Raw genomic sequence first — 22,709 nt, 5'->3', positions numbered from 1 at the left:
GCTTCTCCTTCATTGAGTTCTGGGGATCGAGACTTGCAGTACCGGTGGTGCACCGTTCAAAACGCACACCCACTGGATGAGGCGTTGAGGCGGACATTCAGGGCGGTTCCGCCCGGGGCGGTGACGGAAACCGTGATGGTGCCGCCCTGGTCGTTGATGATCACATCCGTGGGACCGATCTCCACGGCACTGCCGCCCAGGCGCACGAGCGAGGCGAAGATGCTGCGAGGTCCCTTGAAGCCGCCTTCCAGATAGGGCACGGACGTGTGTTCACCCAGCGGGGACAGTCCGGTGGCAGAGGTCTTACCCGCCGAGGAATAACCCAGCAACGGCCAGATCATGCTATGCAGCCCGGACGTGAACACGGTGGAGCCGTCCACCGCAGCCGCACCCCCTTCACCGTCCACGCCGCCCGTCAATGCTGAGGACGCCACCGGAGCATCCGCGGCAATCCCATATCCGCCCTCACGAATGGTTCGGGGCACGCCGTCGATGGTGCCAGCGTCCTGGCTTTCAGCGGCGAGTGAGACCGCGTGGACCCGGAGCTCATATCCCCCGGCTGTGGTCGCCGCCGTCGCAATTTTCCAAGGCGAGTCTGCTTCGTCCTCGCGTCCCCACACCGGCTGGTAGTAGCTGGCCACGCTGTTCTCATCCGCATCGAGCCGGTGGATGCGCATCCGCACCGAGCTTTGGCCGTCGGCGTTCAGGACACCGATGTGGTTGTCCACAGGGTTTTGCGGGTCATACACCGGGGCCGTGTGACTTGAGTAGGCCAATCTGCTGTACTCCACATTTTCAAGTCCGGGCCCGTAGTACTTGTCGCTGCCGTGGTTGAGCAACCGGGCAATCCCATCGGCTGCCGTGGAGGCCAGAATGAAGTTCGGGCCGGGTGCCACGCGGGTCCGGTCGCGTTCTTCAACCGGTGACGCTTCTTCCACTGCCGTCCACACCGGGTGGTCGGCGGGCAGGAGCAGGCCCACGAATGCCTTGCTCGTCCAGAAGGGCGACGCCGGACCCGAGTAGGACTGCACCATGGGCAGGAATTCGCGCTGCCAGCCAAGCGACGGCAAGCCCAGTTCGCCGTCGCCCGCAGACGTCTCGCCAGCAGGTGCGGCACCTTCCGGCGCGTAGGATCCTCCGTCGGCAAAGAACTTCGCGGCACCGCTGGCAACCCGGCGCAGCGCTCCCGGCGACAGCGGTGATGTAGCCCCCGCAATCTCGGCCATGAACAGCGGAGCCACCGCGGCGTAGCGGTAAATCAGCGAGCGACCCTGGTACACCGGGGAACCGGAACCGCCAAAGAAGCCTACGTGGTCCGGCAAGAACTCCTCGAGCCGCCGGACAAATCGCGGCCGCAGCTCGGCCGCACGCTCCGGATCGCGGCGTTCCAGCAGGCCCAGCCACAGCAGCGGGTACAGGTGCATGGCCCAGCCGCAGTAGTAGTCAAAGAAGTCACCGTCACCGTCGCGGTACCAGCCATCGCCTACGTACCAGCCTTCCATAAGGTTCAGGCCATGCTCAATGTGGTTTTGGTTATGGGGGTAGCCCGCGCTGGCCAGGAATTCGGCGATCATCAAGGAAAACAGCACCCAGTTGTTGGCGTTTGCGGCGCTGGTCGATGAGCCTGCCAGCCACGCGGCGACCTGGTCCTGTTCGCTGATGGTGAGGGCATCCCACAGCCATTCGCGGGTCAGCTGCAGGCCCAAAGCAATGGAGGCTGCCTCCACCAGGGGCTGGGAGCGGGTCTTGATGGGCGGCCATTGGCCCGCCGTTCCGGCCAACAGTCCGCGGCGGTACAGCTCAAGGTGCCCGTGCGGATCGTCGCCCTTTTCCCCGGCCACCCGAAACGCCACCAGCAGGAAGGTGCGGGCGTATCCTTCGAGTCCGTCCGAGAGTTCCCCGGAAGATGCTGGCCTGCCGGGCAGCTGGATACGGGAGAAGTCCTCTGTTGCCCAGGGCCGGACAGCACACAGCTGCGCGTCGGCAAAATGCAGCCAGTGGTCTCGTGTCCATCCGGTGAGGGGGCTGAGCTCAGGGTCGAGCGGGGGAAACGTCATTGTTTTGCAGTCTCTTTCTTGGCGGATGGTTTCGTTGCGGGCAGGGTTTGGGGTTCCTCAGGCGATGCGGTCCCAGTCTGCCCGGGTCACGGGGAAGGCGAGAGGTTCATCTCTCGCCGCACGGCCTGCCTCGGCCAGTGCCGAGGTACCCAGCCGGGCAAGTTCGACGCCGAGTGCGCCGGCTATATGCGGGGTCAAGGTCACGTTGGGTTCGCTGTAGAAGGGGTGCCCGGCTTCCAGCACCTCGGGTGTGGTGACGTCCAGGACCGCATAAAGCGTTCCGGTCTGGACACGTTGGAGCAGCGCCACTTGGTCAATCAGGGCTCCGCGCGAGGTGTTGATGAAGGTGGCACCTGGCCGGATCAGGGCCAGGCGTTCCTTATTAATAAGGTGGCGGGTTTCGGGCAGGCTTGGCGCATGCATCGAAACCACGTCACTGGCCGCCAACAGCCCGTCGAGTTCCATCAGGGTGACACCCAGCTGTGCCGCTTCCTCTTGGGTCAGAAAGGGATCGGACACAAGGACGTTGAACTTGAAGGGGCGCAGCAGCTTGATGAGTGCCCGGCCCACCTGTGAGGCACCCACCAGACCAATGTTTTTGCTGTAGTTGCCCAGGCCCGGAAACAGCGAGGTGGGGCTGACGCGGGTGCCCTCGCTCCGGTACAGGGCTGCGGATGATTCCAGCACCTTTTTGTTGGCCAGCAGGATCATGGCCAGGGTGTACTCGGCCACGGGTATTGCATTTGCCGAGGCGGCCGTGCTGACCTGGATGCCGCGATCCCATACCGCCTCAGTGATGTGGTGCTTGACAGACCCGGCCGCATGCAGCGCAAAGCGGAGCTTCGGAGCCCGTTCCAGCACATCTGCGCTCAGCAAGGGGCACCCCCAACCTGTAATCAAGGCATCGAGCTGTGGCAGGATCTCCTGCGCTTCCGGACAGTCGAAACGTGTCAGCGGCACCTTCGTGACAAGCTCGAGACTCTCGTCCAGAAGCGACAGGCTCGCCGTGGGGAAGATTTGTTCAGCAACGCCTGCCGACATGGCCAACGCAATTTTGAAAGTCATGCCATTACAGCCTCTCCCTCGCCGCCTTGTGCGCTGCTTGCCCACTAGTGCGGTCGAAAGTTGCCGTAAGCACATCACCCCGACGAACTTCCAAGACAAAGTCTGCCCCATCCCGGACAACTCCGGGGACGGACCACTGCGGGTCCCGGCCGGAAAAGTTGTCCCGGATGCTCACGGGTCCGGTGGCCCCTGCCACAAGTTCAAACCAGGTGGTTTCCCCGCCTTCGCGCCGTGCAGAAACCCGGTGGCCGCCCTCAGCACGGAGATCGTGGAAAGATGCGGTGTCCCAGCTTTCCGGCACTGCCGGGAATATCCGCACCACCTCGGTGCCTGATACACCGGGGGTGGGGCTCCAGCTTTGCAGCAGCATTTCGTGAGTGCCCTGCATGGCGGAGAAGTTCCCTTCCAAGGTGAAGGGCCGGTAGGTGAATTTTGAGTGCCCCTCCCCCGTCTGGTCTCCGTTGATGTGGAAGCCGTTCCGGGAGGTGAAGGCGCGGGCAAAGATTTCCAGGTGCCGGGCGGCTGTTTCTCCGTCACCGGTCCGGGCCCGCAGGCAACCCATCCAGGACCAGGAATAGCCCGTCCACCAATCCGTGCCCAACTCGTCCCAGGCCTCCAGCGATGCCTTGATGCGCCGCCGGTCCTCTTCCCCGCCTTCGATGGAGATGAGGTTGAAGGGGTGGATGCCGATCAGGTTGGACAGATGACGGTGGCTTTCCTCAAGCCGGGTGCTGGCATCGAGCAACAATTCACCGTCCGGAGCCGTGTGGTAATCACCGAGCTTGGCGGCAAGCCCGGCCCATCGTGCAGCTTCTTCACTCAGGCCCAGGGCATCAGCCATTTCCGTCAGGGAATGGAAGAGCATTTTCAAGCACATGAGGTCATAATTGCTGTTGGGCACCAACCAGGCGTCACCTGAGTTGTCAAAAACTTCCGGTGACGAGGAGCGCGGAAGGACCAGTACGCCGTCGTTGGTGGTTGTGAGAAGTTCCGCCAGGCACGTGCCGACGCCACCCGCCCACGGGTAGGCCCGTTCGGCCAGGAATGTTTCATCGGCCGTGTAGCGCCAGTGCAGGTAGAACAGGTGTGCGTTCCATGCGCTCATGGTGGGAGACATGGAGTATTGGCTCCAGCCGCCCAACGGTTGTCCGCTCAGGGACATGATGCCTGGGGAGGCCAGCCCGCCCGTGCCGTAAAAATCGCGGGCGAACTGTGAGAATTCCGGCACGAGCTGCCAGAGGAAGTCCAGATATGATTCGCCGGATTCAAAGTCTCCGGACTGTTGGTAGGCGCCGTACGTCAGCTGGGTGTTGAGGTCATTGTGGTAGTCGCCCTTCCATGGCGGCAGCCCTCCATTGTCCGCGGTCCAGACACCTTGCAGGGGCATGGGCGGGGCACCCTTGCGCGAGCCGGCACCGTAGAGGTAGCGGGTGAATTGGTAGTTGCGCTGCAGCAGGGGGCTGGGCAGGGAAACACTGGATTGTGCCCAGAATTCGCGCCACCAGGCCCTGTGGGCGAGCTCGAGTTCCTGCGGGTCGGCGGCGAGGGCTTCCCGGCACCGCTCCCGTGCCAGGGCCAGCAGGTCCTGGTCGGGTGCACAGTCCCCGGACGTTGCCACCACTACGGCCAAGCGGGTTTGCGTACCGGAACTTTCAACGCCCACGCAGGCACAATAGGAGAAACCATCGGCCGCTTCCTGGATGTACCAATGGAATTCTTCGGCAGCGCCGCGCACGGGTGCCGGGTAGCCGAGTGCGGCAACGGCACCGCCGCTGTGGGTGTTGGCAAACTGTTCATCACCACCCGGAGCGGTACCGGCCGGCACGAGATCCACGCGTTCCACTGCCGCGCCCTGGACGGTCATGATGAGCACCGGGGAGGTGGCGCTGGCAAAGGCACGCGCGCTGGCACCACCGCTAATGGTGGCAACACCTTCGGCTTCAGCCAGGCGCAGTTCGAAGGATTCCACGGTGGCACCTGCGGCGAGAGTCAGCTCCACCCGGCCGGATGGCAGCTTGGTGGGTGTGGCACCCTGGTAGTAGCCGCCCCAGGGGTCAGGGTTGTCTTCCGTGATGGCAGACCACGGGTTTTTGCGCCACCAGTCGGGGTCGCCGTGGGTGCGTTCGTCCCACAGGTCGCCCCGGTCCAGGGACAGCCGGAGCGTGTTTGCCTCGCCCCAGAACAATCCGCCCAGCAGCCCGTTGCCCAGCGGCACGGCGTCGTCCCATGATGTGACAGGCGCTTCGATCACCATGTTGTCGGCCGCTGCCGGCCCACCGTGCTCCGGTGCCGCCCCTGCGGACGCCTGTGACAAATTCAATGGTTTCTCCCCACATGTACTTTCCCCCAAAAGATTCCGGCACCTGCTGCTGCGGTGGACGCGAAAAAGCCGGGCAGGCAAGTTTCTTCCCTGCCCGGCGCCCGCCACACACCAGCTGCTTGCTAGCCGCGGTGTGGCTGTCCTGCGTTGAAGTACTCCACGAGTTCTGCCGGGAGAGCCGGAACTTCTATTGCCCCGCCGCCGGAACGCAGCGACTGCGCAGCCAAAACACCAGCAGCAACGGCTTCGCGCGCGGCGATCGGCGAGGTCTCCGTGGCACCGCCGTCACGGGCAAAGCGCAGGAACTCGGCGATCAACAGGGGATCTGCTCCGCCATGACCGCCCTCTCCGTCGCGGATTTCCACTTTGAGGTCCGGCTCCACAAAGCCGCCCTGGGACCGGGTGTTCCAGACATGGATGAAATCACCAGGACCGTCACCAAAGTTTTCAATCCGGCCCTTGGTACCGATGACAGTGTAGTTACGCCAGTAATCTGGCGTGAAATGGCACTGCTGGTAGGAAGCCAAGGCCCCGTTGTCCAGCACCATCTGCATCATGGAGATGTCCTCAACATCGATGACAGGGTTCAAATCGGTCTGCTCGGTGGGTGGCCAGTTCTCCAGTGAAAACCAGTCCCACATGCGCCGGTCCGAGTTGTCACGGCGGCTGGCAACATCACCATAGACAGCCAAGTCACCAATGGCTGAGACCTTCCGTGAATAGCCATCGGCCAGCCAGTGGATGACATCAATGTCGTGCGCACCCTTTTGCAGCAGCAGGCTCGTGGTGTTGGCACGTTCGGCATGCCAGTCCTTGAAGTAGTAGTCTCCGCCATTGCCCACGAAGTGTCGGCACCAGACGGCCTTGACCTCGCCGATCGCACCGGACTGGATGAGCTCACGCATCTGCACCACCACCGGCATGTGGCGCATGTTGTGGCCAACGTATAGGCGCGTGCCCGTCACAAACGCAGTGGTGAGGATGGCATCGGCCGCCTCAAGGGTGACATCGAGAGGCTTCTCGCAGAAGGTCGGGATGCCGGCCTTCAACGTCTCCACAGCAATTTCCGCGTGGCGGTTGTCCGGGGTCAGCACCAATACGGCATCCAACCCGGCACCCAGCAGCTCTTCCAGGCTCGAGGTGACCTGCACCGTCGGAATTTTCTCGCCAGCATCAGCACGGCCACGCTCAGAGGTGTCGCACACCATGACTACTTCGGAACCCTGTCCCGGCTTGTGCACGTGGCGCCACAATGACGCACGGAGGCCAAAACCAACCAGGCCAACCCGCATATCCCGCACGGGTGCCGCCGGACCGGCCGCGGACTCAAGCAATTCAGTCACTTCTTCACTTCTCTCTTTGGATGTTACAAAATTTAGGGGTGTTGCAGATTTAGGGGGTGTTGCGCACACCGGAATGCGCCGGCGCCGAGTCACGCAGCAGCAGCTGCCACGGGAACTCAAGCACACGGGGTGGGGCACCGGGGTCGTGTGCCCGCTCCACCAGGAAGTCGGCGAGTCCGGAAAAGAATCCCAAGGGACCGGCGCTGGACAGTGAAGGCACCATGGTCTCCCCCTGGACCGTGTTGCCCACGCCGATCACAGTCAGGTCATCCGGCACCCCCAGGCGCAGTCGCTGGGCTGCGTGGATGGCGGCAATGGCCGCATAGTCGGAGATCGCGAAGATGGCCGTGGGCGGTTCCGGGCTGCTGAGCAGTTCGACGGCGGCCGCGTACGCGTTCTGTTCATCGCCGTCAAAAGTGGCAATGAGTTCCGGGCGCAGGGGCTGGCCGGCCCGGGCAAGTCCGTCCAAATACGCTTTGTAACGGGCCGGGGCAGGTGTCCGCACGCTGCTGGCAGCCGCCAAGAATGCAACTCTGGCGTGGCGGGCCGTCAGGTGGTCCATGGCTGCGGCCAGGGATGAGCCCGACATGGAGCGGATCACGTCAAATCCGTTGGGATCCAGGGTTTCGCTGAACACCACCAGGGAATTGGTGCGGGCCAGTTCGGCCAGCAGTTCAGCATCACCTGGCCGGCCGGCGTCGTCAATGAAGATGACGTCGGCGCCCTGGCGGGGAATGGCAACACGCCAGTCGGTGTCTGCCAGGATCATGGGAGTGATTCCGGCGTCGGCCACGGCAGCACCCACGGCCCGGGAAACGGACAGCGACCATGGATCCGAAAGCATGGTCAGCGACAACAGCATGAGATTGGATTTGCCGGTCCGGATGGCCCTGGCAGCCTGGTTGGCCCGGTAGCCGAGCCGGTGCGCGGCTTCATGGACGCGGCGGCTGGTCTCGCTGGAAATGCCTGAGCCCTGGCCGTTGGTTCGCCCTGCGAGGACATAGGACACGGTGGCAGTCGATACGCCGGCTGCGGCTGCCACGGTTTTTATGGTCGGTCGGGTCATCTCCGGCAACGTCCTCTCTTATGCCTGGTGTTGCTTGGCTGGTGCTGAATGTCGGGTCCCGCTTCGGTGATGCCTGCTGCTGGCGCCCTTCAGGTGGATCGGGGCCGCCCTGCCGTTGCCAGCAGGACAGCCCTAATGTGGGCGGGCTGGCACTGGAACGTGCCAGCCCGCCCCAACGACTACGCCTTGGGCGCAGGCTGCAGCTTGAACACGGGTGCTTCCGGGTTCAAGTCTGCCTCGTATTCGGCGCGGATCTTGTCGCCACCCTCGGACTTCCAGCGTTTGAGCACCTCGGCGTGATCGGAGACCTTGGCGCGGCCCGTGATGATGTCGATGGTCTTGTCGCGGACGATCTTGGTGATCTTCGGGCCGACCTTGGCGTTGGTGTCGGAGTAGCTGCCATTGGTGGGGTTGCGCCAGGCGAACTCGAGCAGCTTCTTCTCTGTTTCGTGGATGTACTTGACGTCATCCGGGAAGCCGGGGCTGTAGAGCACGGATTCGGGGCTGGACATGATGTTCAGTGCACTGGCAACACCTGGAATGTTCTTCTGGCCGGCTTCGGTCATGATGGGGTTGCCTTGAGAATCAAAGGTGAAGTCTTCGCCCTCGGAACCGAAGTTCTTCTGCAGGTACTCCGTCGTGCCAAACGGTGCCGACAGCCAGTTGATGAGGGCCAGCTGTTCCTTGATCCGCTTCTCGTCAGTCTTCTTGAACGCTGTGTAGCCAACCGTGCCGTAGCCCATGTCGTAGGTGGGGGTGATCGTGCTGTCGAAGCCGAACGGGACCAGGATCTCCGTATTGATGTCCTTGTCCATGGTGCGGTAGCCGCGGATGTCGCGGGGCCCAGCCGTAACAACGGCGCCCAAGGTGCCGTTGATGATCAAGGCCTTGGTGTTGGTGACATTGACATCCGGGTAGAACGCGCCGGCTGCGAAGAGCTTTGCTGCGTATTCCAGGCCTGCGACGTAGGCGTCGGTTTCGTAGAGGTGGGTCAGGGAACGGTCGTCGTTGACTGCCCAGGAGTTGGGCGCACCGAGCCATTCGGTGATCATGTGCAGGACGTTGATGTAAGCCGGCTCCAACGCGTACTGCTTCGCCCCTGGATTGCTCAGCTCCTTGGCCTTCTCGAAGAACTCGTCGGCGTCCTTCGCGTTCAGGCCACCCACCTTGTCCCAGGTCTTTGACGTTCCGACCATGACCTGGCCAAACGGGGTGCTGGGGATGGGTGCACCCCAGATTTTCCCGTTGACGACGGCGGTGCGCCAGGAGTCAGGCTTGAGTGCAGCCAGGTTCGGGTAGTCAAGAACTGCGTCACCGGAGAGGTACGGGCTCAGGTCCTGGAATTTCGCTTCCAGCATGGGACCGACGTTGGGGATGCCCTGGTTCGGCGGGATCCACATGAGGTCAGGAAGATCACCACCGGCGAGGATCGTGGCGAACTTGGCCGGGTAACCATCTCCAATGTCTTCGACGATCTGCATCTTAAACTCCCCACCGAGGGCGGTGTTCAAGCGCTGCCAGAAGGGGTTGTCCGGCATGGCTGGCGCCATGACCTCGAAGGTTTCCGACAGCACGCTGATCGGGCCTGTGAGCGGCTTTGCCGTAGTGGAGGGCACTGACTTGGGCATGGTCAGGAAGCCTGCTTCGAGGCCTTCGGCATTGCCTGGCAGGTCAGGAGTCACACCCGTGAACTCCTTGTAGGTGGGCAGGACAACCTTCTTGGATGCCTCAGCACCGCCTTCGCTCTTGGCATTGTCACCGCCACCACAGGCTGACAGTGTTCCTGTTAGGGCGATGGCGGCGACGGAGACGCCCGCCAGGCCCAGGAAGTTCCGGCGTGAAACTCCGGCTTCGTTGACAGCTCGTTTCATTTTTTGCAACTTTCTTATGGGTAGTGCTGATGGCTTGATAAATACGTCCTGCAGGCTGGGTCAGCCCTTGACGGCACCGGTGATGACGCCCTTGTTGAAATGCTTTTGCAGGAAGGGGTAGACAATAAGAATGGGGACCAGTGCAACCACCACGATGGCCATCTGCATGGACTGCGGCGGCGGCGTGGTGGTGACGCCAATGGCTTCCGCCATCGAGCCTCCCTGCACCACATAGTTACGCAGAACCAGCTGGACGGGGTACAGCGTCTGGTCATTGATGTAGAGCATGGCGTTGAAGAAGGCGTTCCAGAAGCCCACGGCATAGAACAGGCCCACGACGGCGATGACGGCCTTGGACAGCGGCAGGACGACCTTGCGCAGAATCATGAAGTCGCTGGCACCGTCAATGCGTGCGGCCTCGATCAGTTCGGTGGGGATGTTCATGAAGAAGGAACGCATCACCACAAAGTTGAAGGCAGCAAAGACGCTGGGCAGAATCAATGACCAAAGCGTGTTCAGCAGCCCCAGCTGCTTGACCATCAAGAACATGGGGATGAGTCCCGGGGCAAAGAGCAAGGTGAACAGGACCAGCAGGAGTACGGGCCGGCCAAACAGGACCGGACGCGACGTGGCGTAGGCCATGGTGATGGTGACAAACAGCGCCAGGAAAGTTCCCACCGCGGTGATCACGGTACTGACCCCCAGTGCCCGGTACATGAACTCGCCGCTGAATATTGCTTCGTAGGCGGCGAAGGTCGGGTTGCTCGGCCACAGGACGTAGCCTCCGGCAGCGATCAACTGCTTGTCATCGGCAAGGGAGGTTGAGACGACCAGAAGGATGGGGATGATGATGCTCAGCGTGATGCCGCCGATGATGATGCCCTTGATGGAGTTGTACAGCGGTGAAGCCGGTTCCTTCCATGCCGGACGACCCGAGTCGAAGCTGAGCCCTGCGGCGCGGCGTGTAGCCTTGCGCGTTTTGGTAAGTGTTGTAGCCATGATTCTCTCCTTGATTCAGCCAGGGTCCGGCGGGCCGGGCTAGCTGACCTTCTTCTGGAAGATGCCGGGTTCGCCGAAGCGGTGAGCCAGTGTGTTTGCGCCCCAGATAAGCAGTGCAGCAACCACGCCCTTGGCCAGGCCTGCGGCAGCACCAACGCTCCAGCCACCACCAACAACACCGGTGAAGTAGGTGAAGGTGTCAAGGACTTCCGCGGCGCCTGCACCCACTGCGTCGTGCTGCAGCAGGAACTGCTCGAAACCGACGGAGAGGATGTCGCCAATGCGCAAGATCAGCAGCAACACGATGATGGAGCGCAGCCCCGGCATCGTGATGTGCCACATGCGGCGCCAGCGGCCGGCACCGTCGGCTGCAGCGGCCTCATAGAGTGAGCCGTCGATGGCGGCGAGCGACGCCAGGAAGATGATCATGGCCCAGCCACATTCCTTCCAGATGAGCTGGATCGTTGCCAGCAGCGGGAAGGTGTCAGGGTTGGTCATGAACGGGATGGTGTCCAGTCCAAAGTCGCGCAGCATGTTGTTCACCAGGCCTGCCCCGCCCAAAACCTGCTGGAACAAGGCGATGACCAGCACCCAGGACAGGAAGTGCGGCAGGTAGACGAGGGACTGGAACCAGCGGCGGATCTTGGTGCTGACGAGCGAGTCGACCACAAGGGCCAGCGCCAACGGCACCGGGAAGAAGAACAGCAGCTGCCAGACTGCCAGCACCATGGTGTTCTTGAAGGCTACCCAGAAATCCGGGTTGAAATACAGGTCAATGAAGTTCGACATCCCCACCCAGTCGCTGGCGGAGATCCCCAGGTACGGCTGGTAGTCCTGAAAGGCAATGACGTTGCCCAAAATCGGGATGTAAAAGAACAGTGCCAGAAACAATACGCCAGGAATCATCATGAGGAGCATTTGCTTGTCGCGGACCACGCGGGCCTTGAAGGTCAGCTCCCGGACTGGAATCCCGTCATGGAATTTCTGCCGTTCTCCGCGTTTGGTTTTGCTGCGGCTCTTGCGGCCTTTGGGGGCCGGTGGCATCTCAACCACGGGAGCTAGCCGCTCCGCCGACTCCTGCTGCGTTTGACTCATGGACTCTCCTTGTTTCTGACGGGACGTGTTGTCACTGGTGCGGCACTTCGGCGCTGCTGTGACCCTCGCCATGTTAACCGTTTAACAAATCGTAAGTGATGTGGGCCATATGTGCAAGAAGGTGATCATTGATTACGCACAAAGGTCTGTATCTATCATTTTCAGTTGTGCTGACGCTGCCTTTTCATGGCACGCTTGAAGCGTGGGAGATCGTATTTGACCGTTCCGCAGTCACCAGCACCATGAACTATCGAGCCGTGGAGGCAAGCATGGGGACCAACACGTCCACCCAGTCCAGCATCATCCCGTGGTCACGCCACAAACCCCTGCCAGCCTCACAGCTGGGCACGGACACGGTGGGCTTCCACGCCGCTGCGGCAACAAGCCAGGATCCAGCGACGCTCCCCGTTCACGCTGCTGATCGGCTCCTCGTCAATGTCACGGATTTCGGCGCCGACCCGTCCGGCGTGCAGGATTCTGCCGCAGCCGTTTGGGACGCCATCTGCCACGCCAAGGCGCTGGGTTCGCCAGTCACGGTTGTTTTTCCCACGGGCCGCTACACGATCTACTCACATGACGCACCCAAGCGTGAGCTGTACGTCTCCAACACTGTGGGCAGGTTCGGAGAATTCAAGGTCAAGAATATTGCGATCCTGATCGAGGACATGCATGACGTCATCGTCGACGGCATGGGCTCGGAGGTGTCCTTCCATGGGCGCCAAACACAATTTGCGGTCATTCGTTCCACGGATGTGAGCATCAAGAACTTCAGCACTGATTGGCATGCCCCGCTGGTTGTTGACTTGACGGTGATGGCCAGTGGTGTGGAGGGTGGATTTGGTTTCCGCGACATCAGGGTTCCTGCCGGTGTCACGGTGGACATCCACGGGGCCACCGCCACTTTTTCCGGGGAAACCAGTCCGTCCACAGGTCTGCCGTACTGGTCCCACAGCCCCGAAGTGGCCACCGAATGGCAGAACCAGATTCGAGACCTGGCCAGCGGACTGACCCTGCGTTCACCGCTTCCCCTCTGGGAAGATTCCCGCTCCGTGACGGCAATGGGCACCGACATGCTGCGCATCAGCTACAACTCCGCTGAAGACCCGGGCGATTCCGGCAAGGTCTACGAGCTGCGCCAGCGCCCGCGCGACACACCCGGCGGATTTGTCTGGGAGTCCACCCGCGTAGAGCTGAAAAACCTGGCACTGCACTACCTTCACGGCTTCGGCATTGTGGGCCAGTTCAGCCGTGACGTGTCCCTTGACGGATTGGTCTTGCGCACCAAACCTGGCACGTGGCGCCAGACTGCCGGATTGGCGGACTTCATCCAGCTCTCAGGCATCGCCGGCAAGGCACAGATCACGAACTGCCTCTTCGACAACCCGCACGATGACCCCATCAACATCCACGGCACCTACGTCCAGGTGGAGAGCATAGACCGCGGCAGCCGCACCGTGACCTTGCAGTATATGGAACGTGATTCCGCCGGATTCCCGCAGTTCTACCCGGGTGACGAGCTCCGGTTCGTCAAGCGTGCCACCATGCTCTCCGACGGGGCCGATGACTACAAGGTTGTGGCCGTGACCGGGCCTACGGGCACGGACACCTCCCATGATTTGGAACGGATGACCATCACGGTGGATAAGGACCTGCCGGCGAATCTGGCAGTTGGCAGCCATGTGGCAGAGAACATGACATACACGCCCGAGGTCTACATTGCCGGCAACACTTTCAAGTCGGCACCCACCCGGGGCATCCTCGTCACAACCCCCAAGGCGGTGCTTATTGAGCGCAACCATTTTGACCAGATGGGTATGGCCAGCATCTACATCTCCGCCGATGCGGATTATTGGTACGAATCCAGCGGCGTCACCAACGCAACCATCCGCAACAACGTCTTTGACCGGCCTGCTGCCGGTTGGGCCGCCATTTGGTTCGACCCCACCAACGTTGCGTCCGAGCCTGTGCGAACAGTTCACAGCAACGTCAGTATTGACGCCAACCGTTTTATGATCCTGCCCGGCGGGTCCTTGGTGAAGGGCAAGTCGGTGGCGGGGCTGTCGTTCACCAACAACGTGGTGGGCCACTACGCACCCAGGACGGATGCGCCCGGGGCCTGCGCGGAGGCACTCTTCGACTTCGCAGCCAGCAGCGGTCTGGCCTTCGCCGGCAACGACTACGCACCAGGCTTTAACGTCATCGCCACGATCAGGGCGATGCCTGCCGAGGAAGTGGACGGTGACGCAGACGGCGTCGCAATCAATACCTCCAACACGCCGCAGCGTCGCGACTGCGCAGATATAGCCGGCGTTGTCCCCGGGGCTGGCGAGCTGCTGGCCCCGCTCGCCGAGCCAGTCTGGTCGGGCGTTACCTTCGGTGCTCCTGCATCGGAACTGGCATGGCTTACGCACGCCCCCGCCGGAACAACGCATGCAGACGTCGTCCTGGTGGCGGCAGCGACCGGCACCTCGGTGCACGCCAACTACAACGACAGCAAGCTCACCGTTCCGCACGGCGGAAGCTGCCGACTCGAACTGGTGCCGGGCCCCAATATCCTTGAGGTGCGGACCTTGTCTGCCGACGGGCGTTCGGGCCAGACGTACCGTTGGGTCATCATCGCCGAATAGTCGCAGGCCTGGTGGAAGCCCACCGACATGGCGGCAACGTTAAGGGCGGGCAGGGATTTCCATGCCCGCCCTTGGTCCTCGTGTCAGCTGTCCTTGATCACCAGGATCGTGCCCTGACGCGGCCCCACGGTGATGGCGCCGCCGGCGCCAAACGCCGCCGCGTCCTGGAAGCCGGCCACAGCCGGGGCCTCAATGGCGGATCCGGCCAGGTGCGTAAAATCCGGGGCAAAGTCCAGTGTCACGGACACGGCTTCCGGCGCCCAGCTGGCCAGGGCCGTGACCAGTCCGGTGGGCGTGATCCATGAGGTGGCGAGCACCTCGGGGTGGCTGGTGCGCACGGGAATTTCCCGGGCCCAGTGCCCCACCATGGGAGCATCGGCCAGACCATGGGCCGCCCACAATTCCCACAGGGCCCGGTTGTCCACGCGCGGTGCACGGCCGGTCATACCGTAGACCATTCCGCGCCAGGGGTTTCCGCCGCCTTCCAGCATCTCCCCCATGAGCCCGAACGGGATGCCGGAAACCTCCACCAACCAGTACGCGGGGTCGGTGTTGTCATAGTCAAAGTACTCGCCAAGCCACAGCCTGTCCGTGTACGGCAGCAGGTCCATGTACATGTTGGCGGAGGAGGCAAAGCCGTCACGTTCGTTGTACTGGTTAGCGGAGTGGATGTCGATTTCCGGCTCGTCGCAGCGGGCAGCCAGCACCTTGCGGACCCGCTTCATGGCGTGCCGGTCAAAGGCGATGTCATCAAGGTAAATGCCGTCCAGCCCGGTCCGGCGCACCAGCTCATCCAACCCCTGGATGTACCAGTTCTGCAGGCGAGATTCCCCCGCCGTCACCACGGCAATGTCATCTACATTGGGCGCATACCAGGCTGAGACATAGTTTGCGCCAGCGTGTTCCTGCGGCCAAATATGCCCTTCACCCGGGCCGTCATTGAAGATCTCGTGACCGAGGGACATCATGGGCAGCAGGTCCGGGCTGTGCCCCGTCAGCTCCCGCACCGTGTCGTAAACCTTGACCTTCAGCCCGGCCGCGTGTGCCTCTGCCGTGTAGGCGGCCAGCGCATCTGCATGCAGCAGCGGGTCGTTGATGAAGGGTGCCAGTTCGGTGGCGTGGTGGATGTTGATGACGCTCGCGCCGGTTGCCGCAATGTCGGCCACGGAGCCCTGGTCGTGGAAGTACCGGTTGCGCAGCTGGCGGGCCGGGTCTATCGGCTTGAACGGCGTCAGCAGCAGGCGGAAACCGTAATTCAGGCTGTCCCCCGGCGCCATGGTACGTGCCCCGCTGAAGGCGTTAAGCACGACGGCGTCACGTCCCGTTGCGCCGCCAACCTCCTTGAGTGTGACCCCGGCACCCTGGCCCTCCAGTTCCGGCTTTGCCCATGATTTTGGCGCGATGAGCGGCTTCTCGCGGTAGAAGTTGGTGTTCAGCGGGCGTTCATAGTTGTCGTCCCGCAGGGCCACCTGGACACCGATGTTGCTGTCACCGAGCCACAGAGAGTCCTGGTTCTTGCTGGCGACGTCCCAGCTCCAGTCGATGGCGGCTGGCCGGGTCCCGCCGGGAACGCCCAGCCCCATCGAGAACGGAACGGACTCAGCATCAAGCACCATGGTCAGGGAAACATCCTCCAGCTCCACGGGGCCAGCCCCTTGCGGGACGGCCAGTCGGACGGCGAAGGAGGCAGCGCCGTCGGACTCCAGCTGCCCTTCCACCGTGACCCGCAGGGGCGTGTCGGGGCTGGTCCAGGTACAGCCCCAACCCACCCTGGCCGGACCGAACGCGGTGAAGGACAGCGGGGAGAACTCCCATGCCGCACCGGCACCGGCCAGTTCAGGCAGCACCGACAGCGGTTCCAGCAGCAGCGAGCGGGCCGGTCCATCCACGGCGGTCACTGCGGACGTGAAGGTCGACTGCAGTTGCGCCGGCAGTCCGTTGGGGGCGAGTTCCATGCTCCTGCCGAGGATGTGCAGCGTGCGCTTGCGTTCATCGAGCCGAACGGCGGTAAACGGTGCCACGAGTTCGTCGTCCTGCGCCAACGTGGAGTCCAGCCAAGCCAGGCGCCGCAGTTCGCGGGGGTCGCCGTATCCGCCGGCGGCGATGTCTGCTTCGGCTTCCAGGGCGACGTCGAGCATGACAAGCAACTCGGCGCTGCCTGCGCTCGTGGTTACCGTAATGACGGCCTCCAGGGAGGACCCGGCAGCTGATTCAGGAACCGGAACCACAATGAACAGTGCCTGGACGGCCCCCTCCTCCACCTCCAGTTGCTGAACGAAGGGCTGGCCCAGCCTGTCCACCCCGGAGGTGTTCAGACAGCGGGCAGCCACCGGCTCGCCGTCGGAATTGGCGGCAACCTCCACCGTCACCCGTGACAGTCCGGCGCGCGCGTAGAGCCCCAACTGAATAATGTGGTCCTCCCCCGGCTGGGCCGGCAGGCTGAGTGTCTCAGCGGCCCGGCCGTCCCCGGCCACGGCAGTGGGGCCCTGTATTGCCCAGTGGGCGGGGACAGCCGACTTCATGGAAATGGGGTGGCGGCGGTCCTGTGCGAACAGCATGAAGGCGGCACCAGGATGCCCATCGTGCAGGGCTGCAAGTTCCTCGTCCGTGGCAGTGAAGTTCATGGGGGCAAAATTGTCCCATTCGCTGGCGGACTCGTAACGCAATGCCGTGGCAGCAGGGGCCAGGCTGCCGCGCAAGCCCTGCTCGGCCGACCACACGCTTGTGGACACGCCATTCACCCAGGCGGGGTCCGCCGTCGGACGGGCGGGCAGGTAGTGTGCCTGCGGATAATGCGACCTGCCAGCCATGGCGTAAGGCAGATAGTAGAAGTAATAGATCCCTGCGCCGTCGACGGGTTCAAAGATGAACGTCCCGCTGGCCTGGCTCCGCTCGACGGCAACGACGTTGCGCACCCGTGCCCCTGATGCACCGGACATCACGATGACATCAATGTCTGCGGGGTCAGCGTCCTGGCGGCGCCACGGCAGATCAACGGTGACTGCGCGGCGTCCTGCCGGCACGTCTTCCACCGCCACAACTATCCGATGGTTGCCATAAAGGAGTTTGTCCCAGTCCCCCAATCCACATTCCAATTCGGGATGCAAGCGGTGCGGGCTGGTTGGCGCAGAAGGTGTTGACGTGGCAGATGCTGGCGTGCGCATGTGAAGCAGCTCCAAGAGTATCGACAGTGATACTCCATCCTTGCTTGAACTTTTGTGAATGCAAAGTCCTATTACGATTCATAATCACTCATATTGCGGCCGAGCGCCGGTTCCCGGTCCAAGCGTCGAAAAGCGATCCTTAAACACCAGTCCCGGGTCTCAACAGGCTCAACCAGCACCCATTTTCGCCGAGATATGAGTTCGCGCCCCCTCCGAGGGGGCGCGAACTCATATCTCGGCGATAGAGGGTGGTTGAGCCCGTGGAAACCCGGGACTGGTTTGCGTGTCTGGTGGGGATTAGCCTTCCACGCCCAGGGTCTTCAGGATCAGCTCACGCACGCGGGCCGCGTCGGCCTGTCCGCGGGTGACCTTCATGACGCCGCCAACAATGGCGCCAACAGCCTGGACCTTGCCGCCGCGGATCTTCTCCGCAACATCGGGCTGGGCCGCCAGGGCTTCGTCGATCGCGGTCTGCAGCGCACCGTCGTCGGAGACCACGGCCAGGCCACGCTTGGCCACAACCTCGGTGGGCGTACCCTCTCCCTCAAGGACGCCGTCGAGCACCTTGCGGGCCAGCTTGTCATTGATGGCGCCCGAGGCGATGAGCTTCTCAATCTCCACCACGACGGCGGGTGTGACACCCAATGCTGCGGGGTCGACGTCGGCCAGCTTGGCACGGCGTGCGATCTCGCCCATCCACCACTTGCGGGCAGCTGCGGCGGTGGCACCGGCTGCAACGGTCTCCTCGATTTCGTCCATGAGCCCGGCGTTGACCACGTCGCGGAACTCGAGATCCGTGTAGCCCCAGTCAGCCTGCAGGCGCTTGCGGCGCTCGGCGGGCGGCTCAGGCAAGGTGGCGCGGAGTTCCTCAACCCAGGCGGCGCTGGTGACGATGGGCACCAGATCCGGTTCCGGGAAGTAGCGGTAATCGTCAGCATCAGACTTGGGACGGCCCGAGGTGGTGGACTTGGTGTCCTCGTGCCAGTGGCGTGTTTCCTGCGTGATCGGCACACCGGAGTCCAGGACGGCAGCGTGACGCTGAATCTCGAACTTCACGGCGTTTTCGACGGCGCGCAGCGAGTTCACGTTCTTCGTCTCGGTACGCGTGCCGAGCTTCTCCTGGCCGTGCGGGCGCAGGGAAACGTTGGCGTCGCAACGGACGTTGCCGTGCTCCATCTTGGCCTCGGAAACGCCCAGGTTCTTCACGATTTCACGGATGGCCGCAACATACGCCTTGGCCAGCTCGGGGGCCCGTGAACCGGCGCCCTCAATGGTCTTCGTGACGATTTCCACCAGCGGCACACCTGAACGGTTGTAGTCCACCAATGAGTAGTCGGCACCTTGGATGCGGCCCGTGGAGCCACCCATGTGGGTCAGCTTTCCGGCGTCCTCCTCCATGTGGGCGCGTTCGATCTCGACATGGAAAACGGTGCCGTCCTCAAGCTCAATGTCGATCCAGCCGTCGTAGCAGATGGGGGCATCGTACTGGGAGGTCTGGAAGTTCTTCGGAGTGTCCGGGTAGAAGTACTGCTTGCGCGCAAAGGTGCTGTGCGGGGCGATCTTGCAGTTCAGTGCCAAACCGATCAAGATCGAGGACTCAACAGCCTTTTTGTTCACCACCGGCAGTACTCCGGGCAGGCCCAGGCACACTTCGTTGACGTTCGTGTTGGGCTCGTCGCCAAACACGTTCGGGGCGGAGGAGAACATCTTGGTCTTGGTGTTCAGCTCAACGTGAACCTCGAACCCGAGAACGGGTTCGTACTTTTCCATGGCTTCTTCGAAGCTCAAAGTGGTGTCAACGCTCATTAGTTAGCCTCCTCGGCTGCAACGGTTTCGGCGGTGGCGGCCAGCGCCGGGGCCTGGTTCAGCAGTGGCCCGCCCCACTTGGCCTCAAGCAAGGCTTCCAGCACGGCGCCGACACGGTAGACGCGGGCGTCCTCACGGGCCGGGGCCAGCAGCTGGATGCCAACGGGCAGGCCGTCTTCCTCGGCCAGGCCGCCCGGCAGGGTCAGACCCGGAATGCCGGCAAGGTTGGCCGGGATGGTGGCAACGTCCTGCAGGTACATGGACAGCGGGTCATCCAACTTCTCACCCAGCTTGAACGCCGTGGTGGGCGTGGTCGGGGAGATCAGCACATCAACCTGCGCAAACGCGGCCTCAAAGTCGCGCTGCACCAGGGTGCGGACCTTTTGGGCCGAGCCGTAGTAGGCGTCGTAGTAGCCGGCGCTCAGGGCATAGGTGCCCAGGATGATGCGGCGCTTGACCTCGGGGCCGAACCCGGCGGCGCGGGTGGCACCCATGACGCGCTCAATGGTGAGCGGGCCCTCGGTGGGCAGGGTGCGCATGCCGAACCGGACGCCGTCGAACTTGGCAAGGTTCGAGGAAGCCTCACTCGGCATGATCAGGTAGTAGGCGCCGAGGGCGGAGCCGAAGTTGGGGCAGGAGACCTCAACGATTTCCGCACCGGCGTTGCGCAGTAATTCCACGGACTCGTTGAAGCGCTGCTCCACACCGGCCTGGAAGCCTTCGCCGTGCAGTTCCTTGATGATGCCGATCTTCATGCCCGCAACGTTGCCCATGCGGGCGGCGTCGGCCAGCCCGGTGGAGGGGTCCGTCAGGGAGGTGGAGTCCTTGGCGTCGTAGCCGCCGATGACTTCCTGCAGCAGGGCCGAGTCAAGCACGGTGCGTGAGACCGGGCCGATCTGATCCAGCGAGGAGGCCATGGCGATGGCGCCGTAGCGCGAAACAGCACCATAGGTGGGCTTGACGCCGACGGTTCCGGTGACGGAGCCGGGCTGGCGGATGGAGCCGCCGGTGTCGGTGCCCAATGCGAGGGGGGCTTCAAAGGCCGCAACAGCTGCAGCCGAGCCGCCGCCGGAACCGCCGGGGATCCGGTCAAGATCCCACGGGTTGCGGGTGGGGCCGTAGGCAGAGTGCTCCGTGGAGGAGCCCATGGCGAATTCGTCAAGGTTCGTCTTGCCCAGCATCGGCATGCGGGCGGCGCGGATCTTCTCGATGACGGTGGCGTCGTAGGGGCTCATCCAGCCCTCGAGGATCTTGGAGGCCGCCGTGGTGGGCTGGCCCTTCGTGACGATCAGGTCCTTGATGGCGATCGGCACGCCGGCGAGCTCGTGCAGCTCCTCGCCGGCGGCGCGGCGGGCGTCAACGTCGGCAGCGACTGCGAGCGCCTCGTCGCCGTTGACGTGCAGGAACGCGTGGATGCCGCGCTCTCCGCCGTCGACCTCGGCAATGCGGTCCAGGTGGGCCTGGACCAGCTCAACGGAGGTGATCTCGCCTGAGGCAAGCTTTGCGGCCATTTGGGCAGCGCTGGATCGGATCAATGCAGAAACACTCATGGATTAGCTTTCCTCCAGAATCGCGGGAACCTTAAAACGGCCGTCGGCGGAATCCGGGGCGCCGGACAGTGCCTGGTCCACGGTGAGCACGTGGCCCACGACGTCTTCGCGCATGACATTCGTCAGCGGAATCGGGTGCGAGGTGGCGGGCACATCGGCCCCTGCAGCCTCGCTGACGCTCTTGACTGCATCCACAATCACTGCCAGCTCTGTGGCCATGCGGTCCAGTTCCGTATCGTTCATCTCGATGTGAGCGAGTTGCGCCAGATGCGCCACGTCGTCACGGTTGATCGCAGCCATGGATCTCCCCTGCAAAAAAAGAAAAAGTTGTCGGTACTAGCTTAGTCGCCTTAAACGGGAGCCTTCTCCCGCCGTGGGATGAGCTCTGTCATGTCATGACATGCCGCTGGCAGGATGGCGGCGCGCCCACAGCCGTGAGTTGCGGGCCGACAGGGCCAACACCACCAGGATGTCCAGTGGCAGCCCGAAGAGGTTGCCGGCCAAGGTGGTGGATTCACCGCTGACAAAGGCAATGCCGGACACGACAACCAGCACGCCGCTGAACCCCATGGTGGCGATTCTGGCCCAATTGCTTCCCCTGAAGACGAGAATGGCCAGCAGCAGGTAGCAGGCCATGCCAATGGCGGACGCGGCAACAACCACCCCGAGAAATGTGTTTAGGACAGCTTGGTCTGCGTCCTGCAGGACCGGGTCGATTTCAGCCGCGATGCGCCCCCAGTCCGACATGATCAAGGCCACCGAGACGCCTCCCACCACAACACGGATGAGCATCAGAACCACGCCCAAGGACGTGGAAACCGGGCGGCTACTCGCCCTGGCGGCACGCCTGGCAGCAAGGTCGGGACCAAGCGGGTTTCCGTTGGCAGGAATGGTGACGCCCCTGACATCGACCACCGGCAGGTCGCCGTCGGTCTCTATCGAGTCCCCGCCACCGTTGCGGGAGTGGTAGCCGCTGGAGAAGTCCTCGATCACCCGAACCTTGATATCGGACTGGCCGCCCTTCAAGGTAGACACAATGTGGTCACGTTCGGTATCTGTGTCGGGGGCGATCTTGTGCGTGATTTGGAGCGTGAAGAGTGAGAATCCCACGGCCCGGTCGAAGGTTCCGGCCGCCAACCAATCGGTCTTGTGCCCTCCCGGCAGCAGCCAACCGTCCGGGCAGCGCCAGAACCGGACGTGGTGCCGTTTGGCCGGGTTGCCTGCGACTTCCTGTTGGTAGGCCAGGTCCTGCTGGTGGCCGAACAGCATCAGCGGGCTCACCGGCGCCTCGTCGTAGCTTCGCCTAAAGATCGTGGAGGTGATGATTCTTCGACTGGATGCCAGGGTGATGGGGTCTGCCCGAATCCAGCCGGAGCGCGTCATCGCCTCATGCAGCTGGGCTTCGGTACCCACGATGGCAAGGTTGATGGGATCTCCCAGCAGCCCGTCGCTGGTCCGGGCCCGGCCAATGAAATAGTCGGGGACGTAGATGGAGGTCAGGATCCGGTGGAGTCGTGGCAGCACCAAATACGCCAGAACCAGCCAGAACAAGACGAAGAACGGAATGAGGTACCAGCCCCGGAAGAAGCCCTCCGACAGCACCAGCCACGCCAGCCAAACAGCCGCCGCCCCGCTGAAGGCAAAAGCCAGATTGTCCACCAAGGCGTTGACGGACCGGCGCCGCGCCCGCCAGCGACTCCCCGGCGCCGGCGTCATTGCCGGGTTCCTTGCTGTGGCGCTCTCCAT

14 protein-coding genes are annotated in these 22,709 nt (G+C 63.0%); 1 reads left to right on the top strand and 13 read right to left on the bottom strand.

Features of this window, described 5'->3' with window-relative positions:
• Positions 1-56: 56 nt before the first annotated feature.
• The 8 genes from art_RS19565 to art_RS19530 form a co-directional block, all read right to left on the bottom strand.
• A complete protein-coding gene (locus art_RS19565; RefSeq protein ID WP_082000460.1) occupies positions 57-2,057 on the bottom strand; it encodes a DUF2264 domain-containing protein in 2,001 nt (666 codons plus the stop codon).
• 57 nt (positions 2,058-2,114) lie between these two features.
• On the bottom strand, positions 2,115-3,122 hold the full coding sequence (locus tag art_RS19560; protein ID WP_038467594.1) for a hydroxyacid dehydrogenase: 1,008 nt from the start codon (positions 3,120-3,122) through the stop codon (positions 2,115-2,117).
• 4 nt (positions 3,123-3,126) lie between these two features.
• Positions 3,127-5,442: a hypothetical protein gene (locus art_RS19555; RefSeq protein ID WP_157875379.1), complete on the bottom strand. Its 2,316-nt coding sequence runs from the start codon at positions 5,440-5,442 to the stop codon at positions 3,127-3,129.
• Between the two features lie 122 nt (positions 5,443-5,564).
• Positions 5,565-6,734: a Gfo/Idh/MocA family protein gene (locus art_RS19550; RefSeq protein WP_082000605.1), complete on the bottom strand. Its 1,170-nt coding sequence runs from the start codon at positions 6,732-6,734 to the stop codon at positions 5,565-5,567.
• 100 nt (positions 6,735-6,834) lie between these two features.
• Positions 6,835-7,851 (bottom strand): LacI family DNA-binding transcriptional regulator, encoded by a 1,017-nt coding sequence (locus tag art_RS19545; protein WP_038467591.1) that lies wholly within the window; start codon positions 7,849-7,851, stop codon positions 6,835-6,837.
• Positions 7,852-8,030: 179 nt separating this feature from the next.
• Positions 8,031-9,722 (bottom strand): sugar ABC transporter substrate-binding protein, encoded by a 1,692-nt coding sequence (locus art_RS19540; protein ID WP_038467588.1) that lies wholly within the window; start codon positions 9,720-9,722, stop codon positions 8,031-8,033.
• 60 nt (positions 9,723-9,782) lie between these two features.
• A complete protein-coding gene (locus tag art_RS19535) occupies positions 9,783-10,721 on the bottom strand; it encodes a carbohydrate ABC transporter permease (protein ID WP_038467585.1) in 939 nt (312 codons plus the stop codon).
• A gap of 39 nt (positions 10,722-10,760) precedes the next feature.
• Positions 10,761-11,639 carry an ABC transporter permease subunit gene (locus art_RS19530; protein ID WP_325169868.1) on the bottom strand — a complete coding sequence of 293 codons (879 nt, stop codon included), beginning with the start codon at positions 11,637-11,639 and terminating at the stop codon, positions 10,761-10,763.
• 344 nt (positions 11,640-11,983) lie between these two features.
• On the opposite strand from art_RS19530, the gene art_RS19525 reads away from it, so the two are divergent.
• Complete coding sequence (locus art_RS19525) at positions 11,984-14,443, top strand: glycosyl hydrolase family 28-related protein (RefSeq protein ID WP_052136814.1); 2,460 nt, start codon at positions 11,984-11,986, stop codon at positions 14,441-14,443.
• An 83-nt stretch (positions 14,444-14,526) separates the two neighbouring features.
• On the opposite strand, the gene art_RS19520 is transcribed toward art_RS19525, so the two are convergent.
• From art_RS19520 to art_RS19500, 5 genes are all read right to left on the bottom strand, one after another.
• Entirely contained in the window at positions 14,527-17,526 is a 3,000-nt protein-coding gene (locus tag art_RS19520) for a glycoside hydrolase domain-containing protein (protein WP_253901415.1), read from the bottom strand.
• A 378-nt stretch (positions 17,527-17,904) separates the two neighbouring features.
• On the bottom strand, positions 17,905-19,413 hold the full coding sequence (gatB, locus tag art_RS19515) for an Asp-tRNA(Asn)/Glu-tRNA(Gln) amidotransferase subunit GatB (RefSeq protein ID WP_038467576.1): 1,509 nt from the start codon (positions 19,411-19,413) through the stop codon (positions 17,905-17,907).
• Positions 19,413-20,963 (bottom strand): Asp-tRNA(Asn)/Glu-tRNA(Gln) amidotransferase subunit GatA, encoded by a 1,551-nt coding sequence (gene gatA / locus art_RS19510; protein WP_038467573.1) that lies wholly within the window; start codon positions 20,961-20,963, stop codon positions 19,413-19,415. The genes gatB and gatA overlap by 1 nt, the downstream gene beginning before the upstream one ends.
• 3 nt (positions 20,964-20,966) lie before the next feature.
• Positions 20,967-21,263 (bottom strand): Asp-tRNA(Asn)/Glu-tRNA(Gln) amidotransferase subunit GatC, encoded by a 297-nt coding sequence (gene gatC / locus art_RS19505; protein ID WP_038467570.1) that lies wholly within the window; start codon positions 21,261-21,263, stop codon positions 20,967-20,969.
• Between the two features lie 93 nt (positions 21,264-21,356).
• The gene (locus art_RS19500) at positions 21,357-22,679 is read right to left on the bottom strand and encodes an LssY C-terminal domain-containing protein (RefSeq protein ID WP_038467567.1); all 1,323 of its coding nucleotides are present in this window, start codon (positions 22,677-22,679) and stop codon (positions 21,357-21,359) included.
• Positions 22,680-22,709 lie beyond the last annotated feature (30 nt).

Origin of the sequence: Arthrobacter sp. PAMC 25486 (assembly GCF_000785535.1) — a bacterium.
GTDB lineage: Bacteria > Actinomycetota > Actinomycetes > Actinomycetales > Micrococcaceae > Specibacter.
Note: the sequence above shows the minus strand (reverse complement) of the source record. Positions and strands in the feature narration are given on the sequence as shown.

What these genes read in the sequence shown, in the direction of transcription:
- art_RS19565 (WP_082000460.1), bottom strand. Translation starts at nt 2,057, where the DNA reads ATGACGTTTCCCCCGCTCGACCCTGAGCTCAGCCCCCTCACCGGATGG.
- art_RS19560 (WP_038467594.1), bottom strand. Translation starts at nt 3,122, where the DNA reads ATGACTTTCAAAATTGCGTTGGCCATGTCGGCAGGCGTTGCTGAACAA.
- art_RS19550 (WP_082000605.1), bottom strand. Translation starts at nt 6,734, where the DNA reads ATGCGGGTTGGCCTGGTTGGTTTTGGCCTCCGTGCGTCATTGTGGCGC.
- art_RS19545 (WP_038467591.1), bottom strand. Translation starts at nt 7,851, where the DNA reads ATGACCCGACCGACCATAAAAACCGTGGCAGCCGCAGCCGGCGTATCG.
- art_RS19540 (WP_038467588.1), bottom strand. Translation starts at nt 9,722, where the DNA reads ATGAAACGAGCTGTCAACGAAGCCGGAGTTTCACGCCGGAACTTCCTG.
- art_RS19535 (WP_038467585.1), bottom strand. Translation starts at nt 10,721, where the DNA reads ATGGCTACAACACTTACCAAAACGCGCAAGGCTACACGCCGCGCCGCA.
- art_RS19530 (WP_325169868.1), bottom strand. Translation starts at nt 11,639, where the DNA reads ATGCTCCTCATGATGATTCCTGGCGTATTGTTTCTGGCACTGTTCTTT.
- gatB (WP_038467576.1), bottom strand. Translation starts at nt 19,413, where the DNA reads ATGAGCGTTGACACCACTTTGAGCTTCGAAGAAGCCATGGAAAAGTAC.
- gatA (WP_038467573.1), bottom strand. Translation starts at nt 20,963, where the DNA reads ATGAGTGTTTCTGCATTGATCCGATCCAGCGCTGCCCAAATGGCCGCA.
- gatC (WP_038467570.1), bottom strand. Translation starts at nt 21,263, where the DNA reads ATGGCTGCGATCAACCGTGACGACGTGGCGCATCTGGCGCAACTCGCT.
- art_RS19500 (WP_038467567.1), bottom strand. Translation starts at nt 22,679, where the DNA reads ATGACGCCGGCGCCGGGGAGTCGCTGGCGGGCGCGGCGCCGGTCCGTC.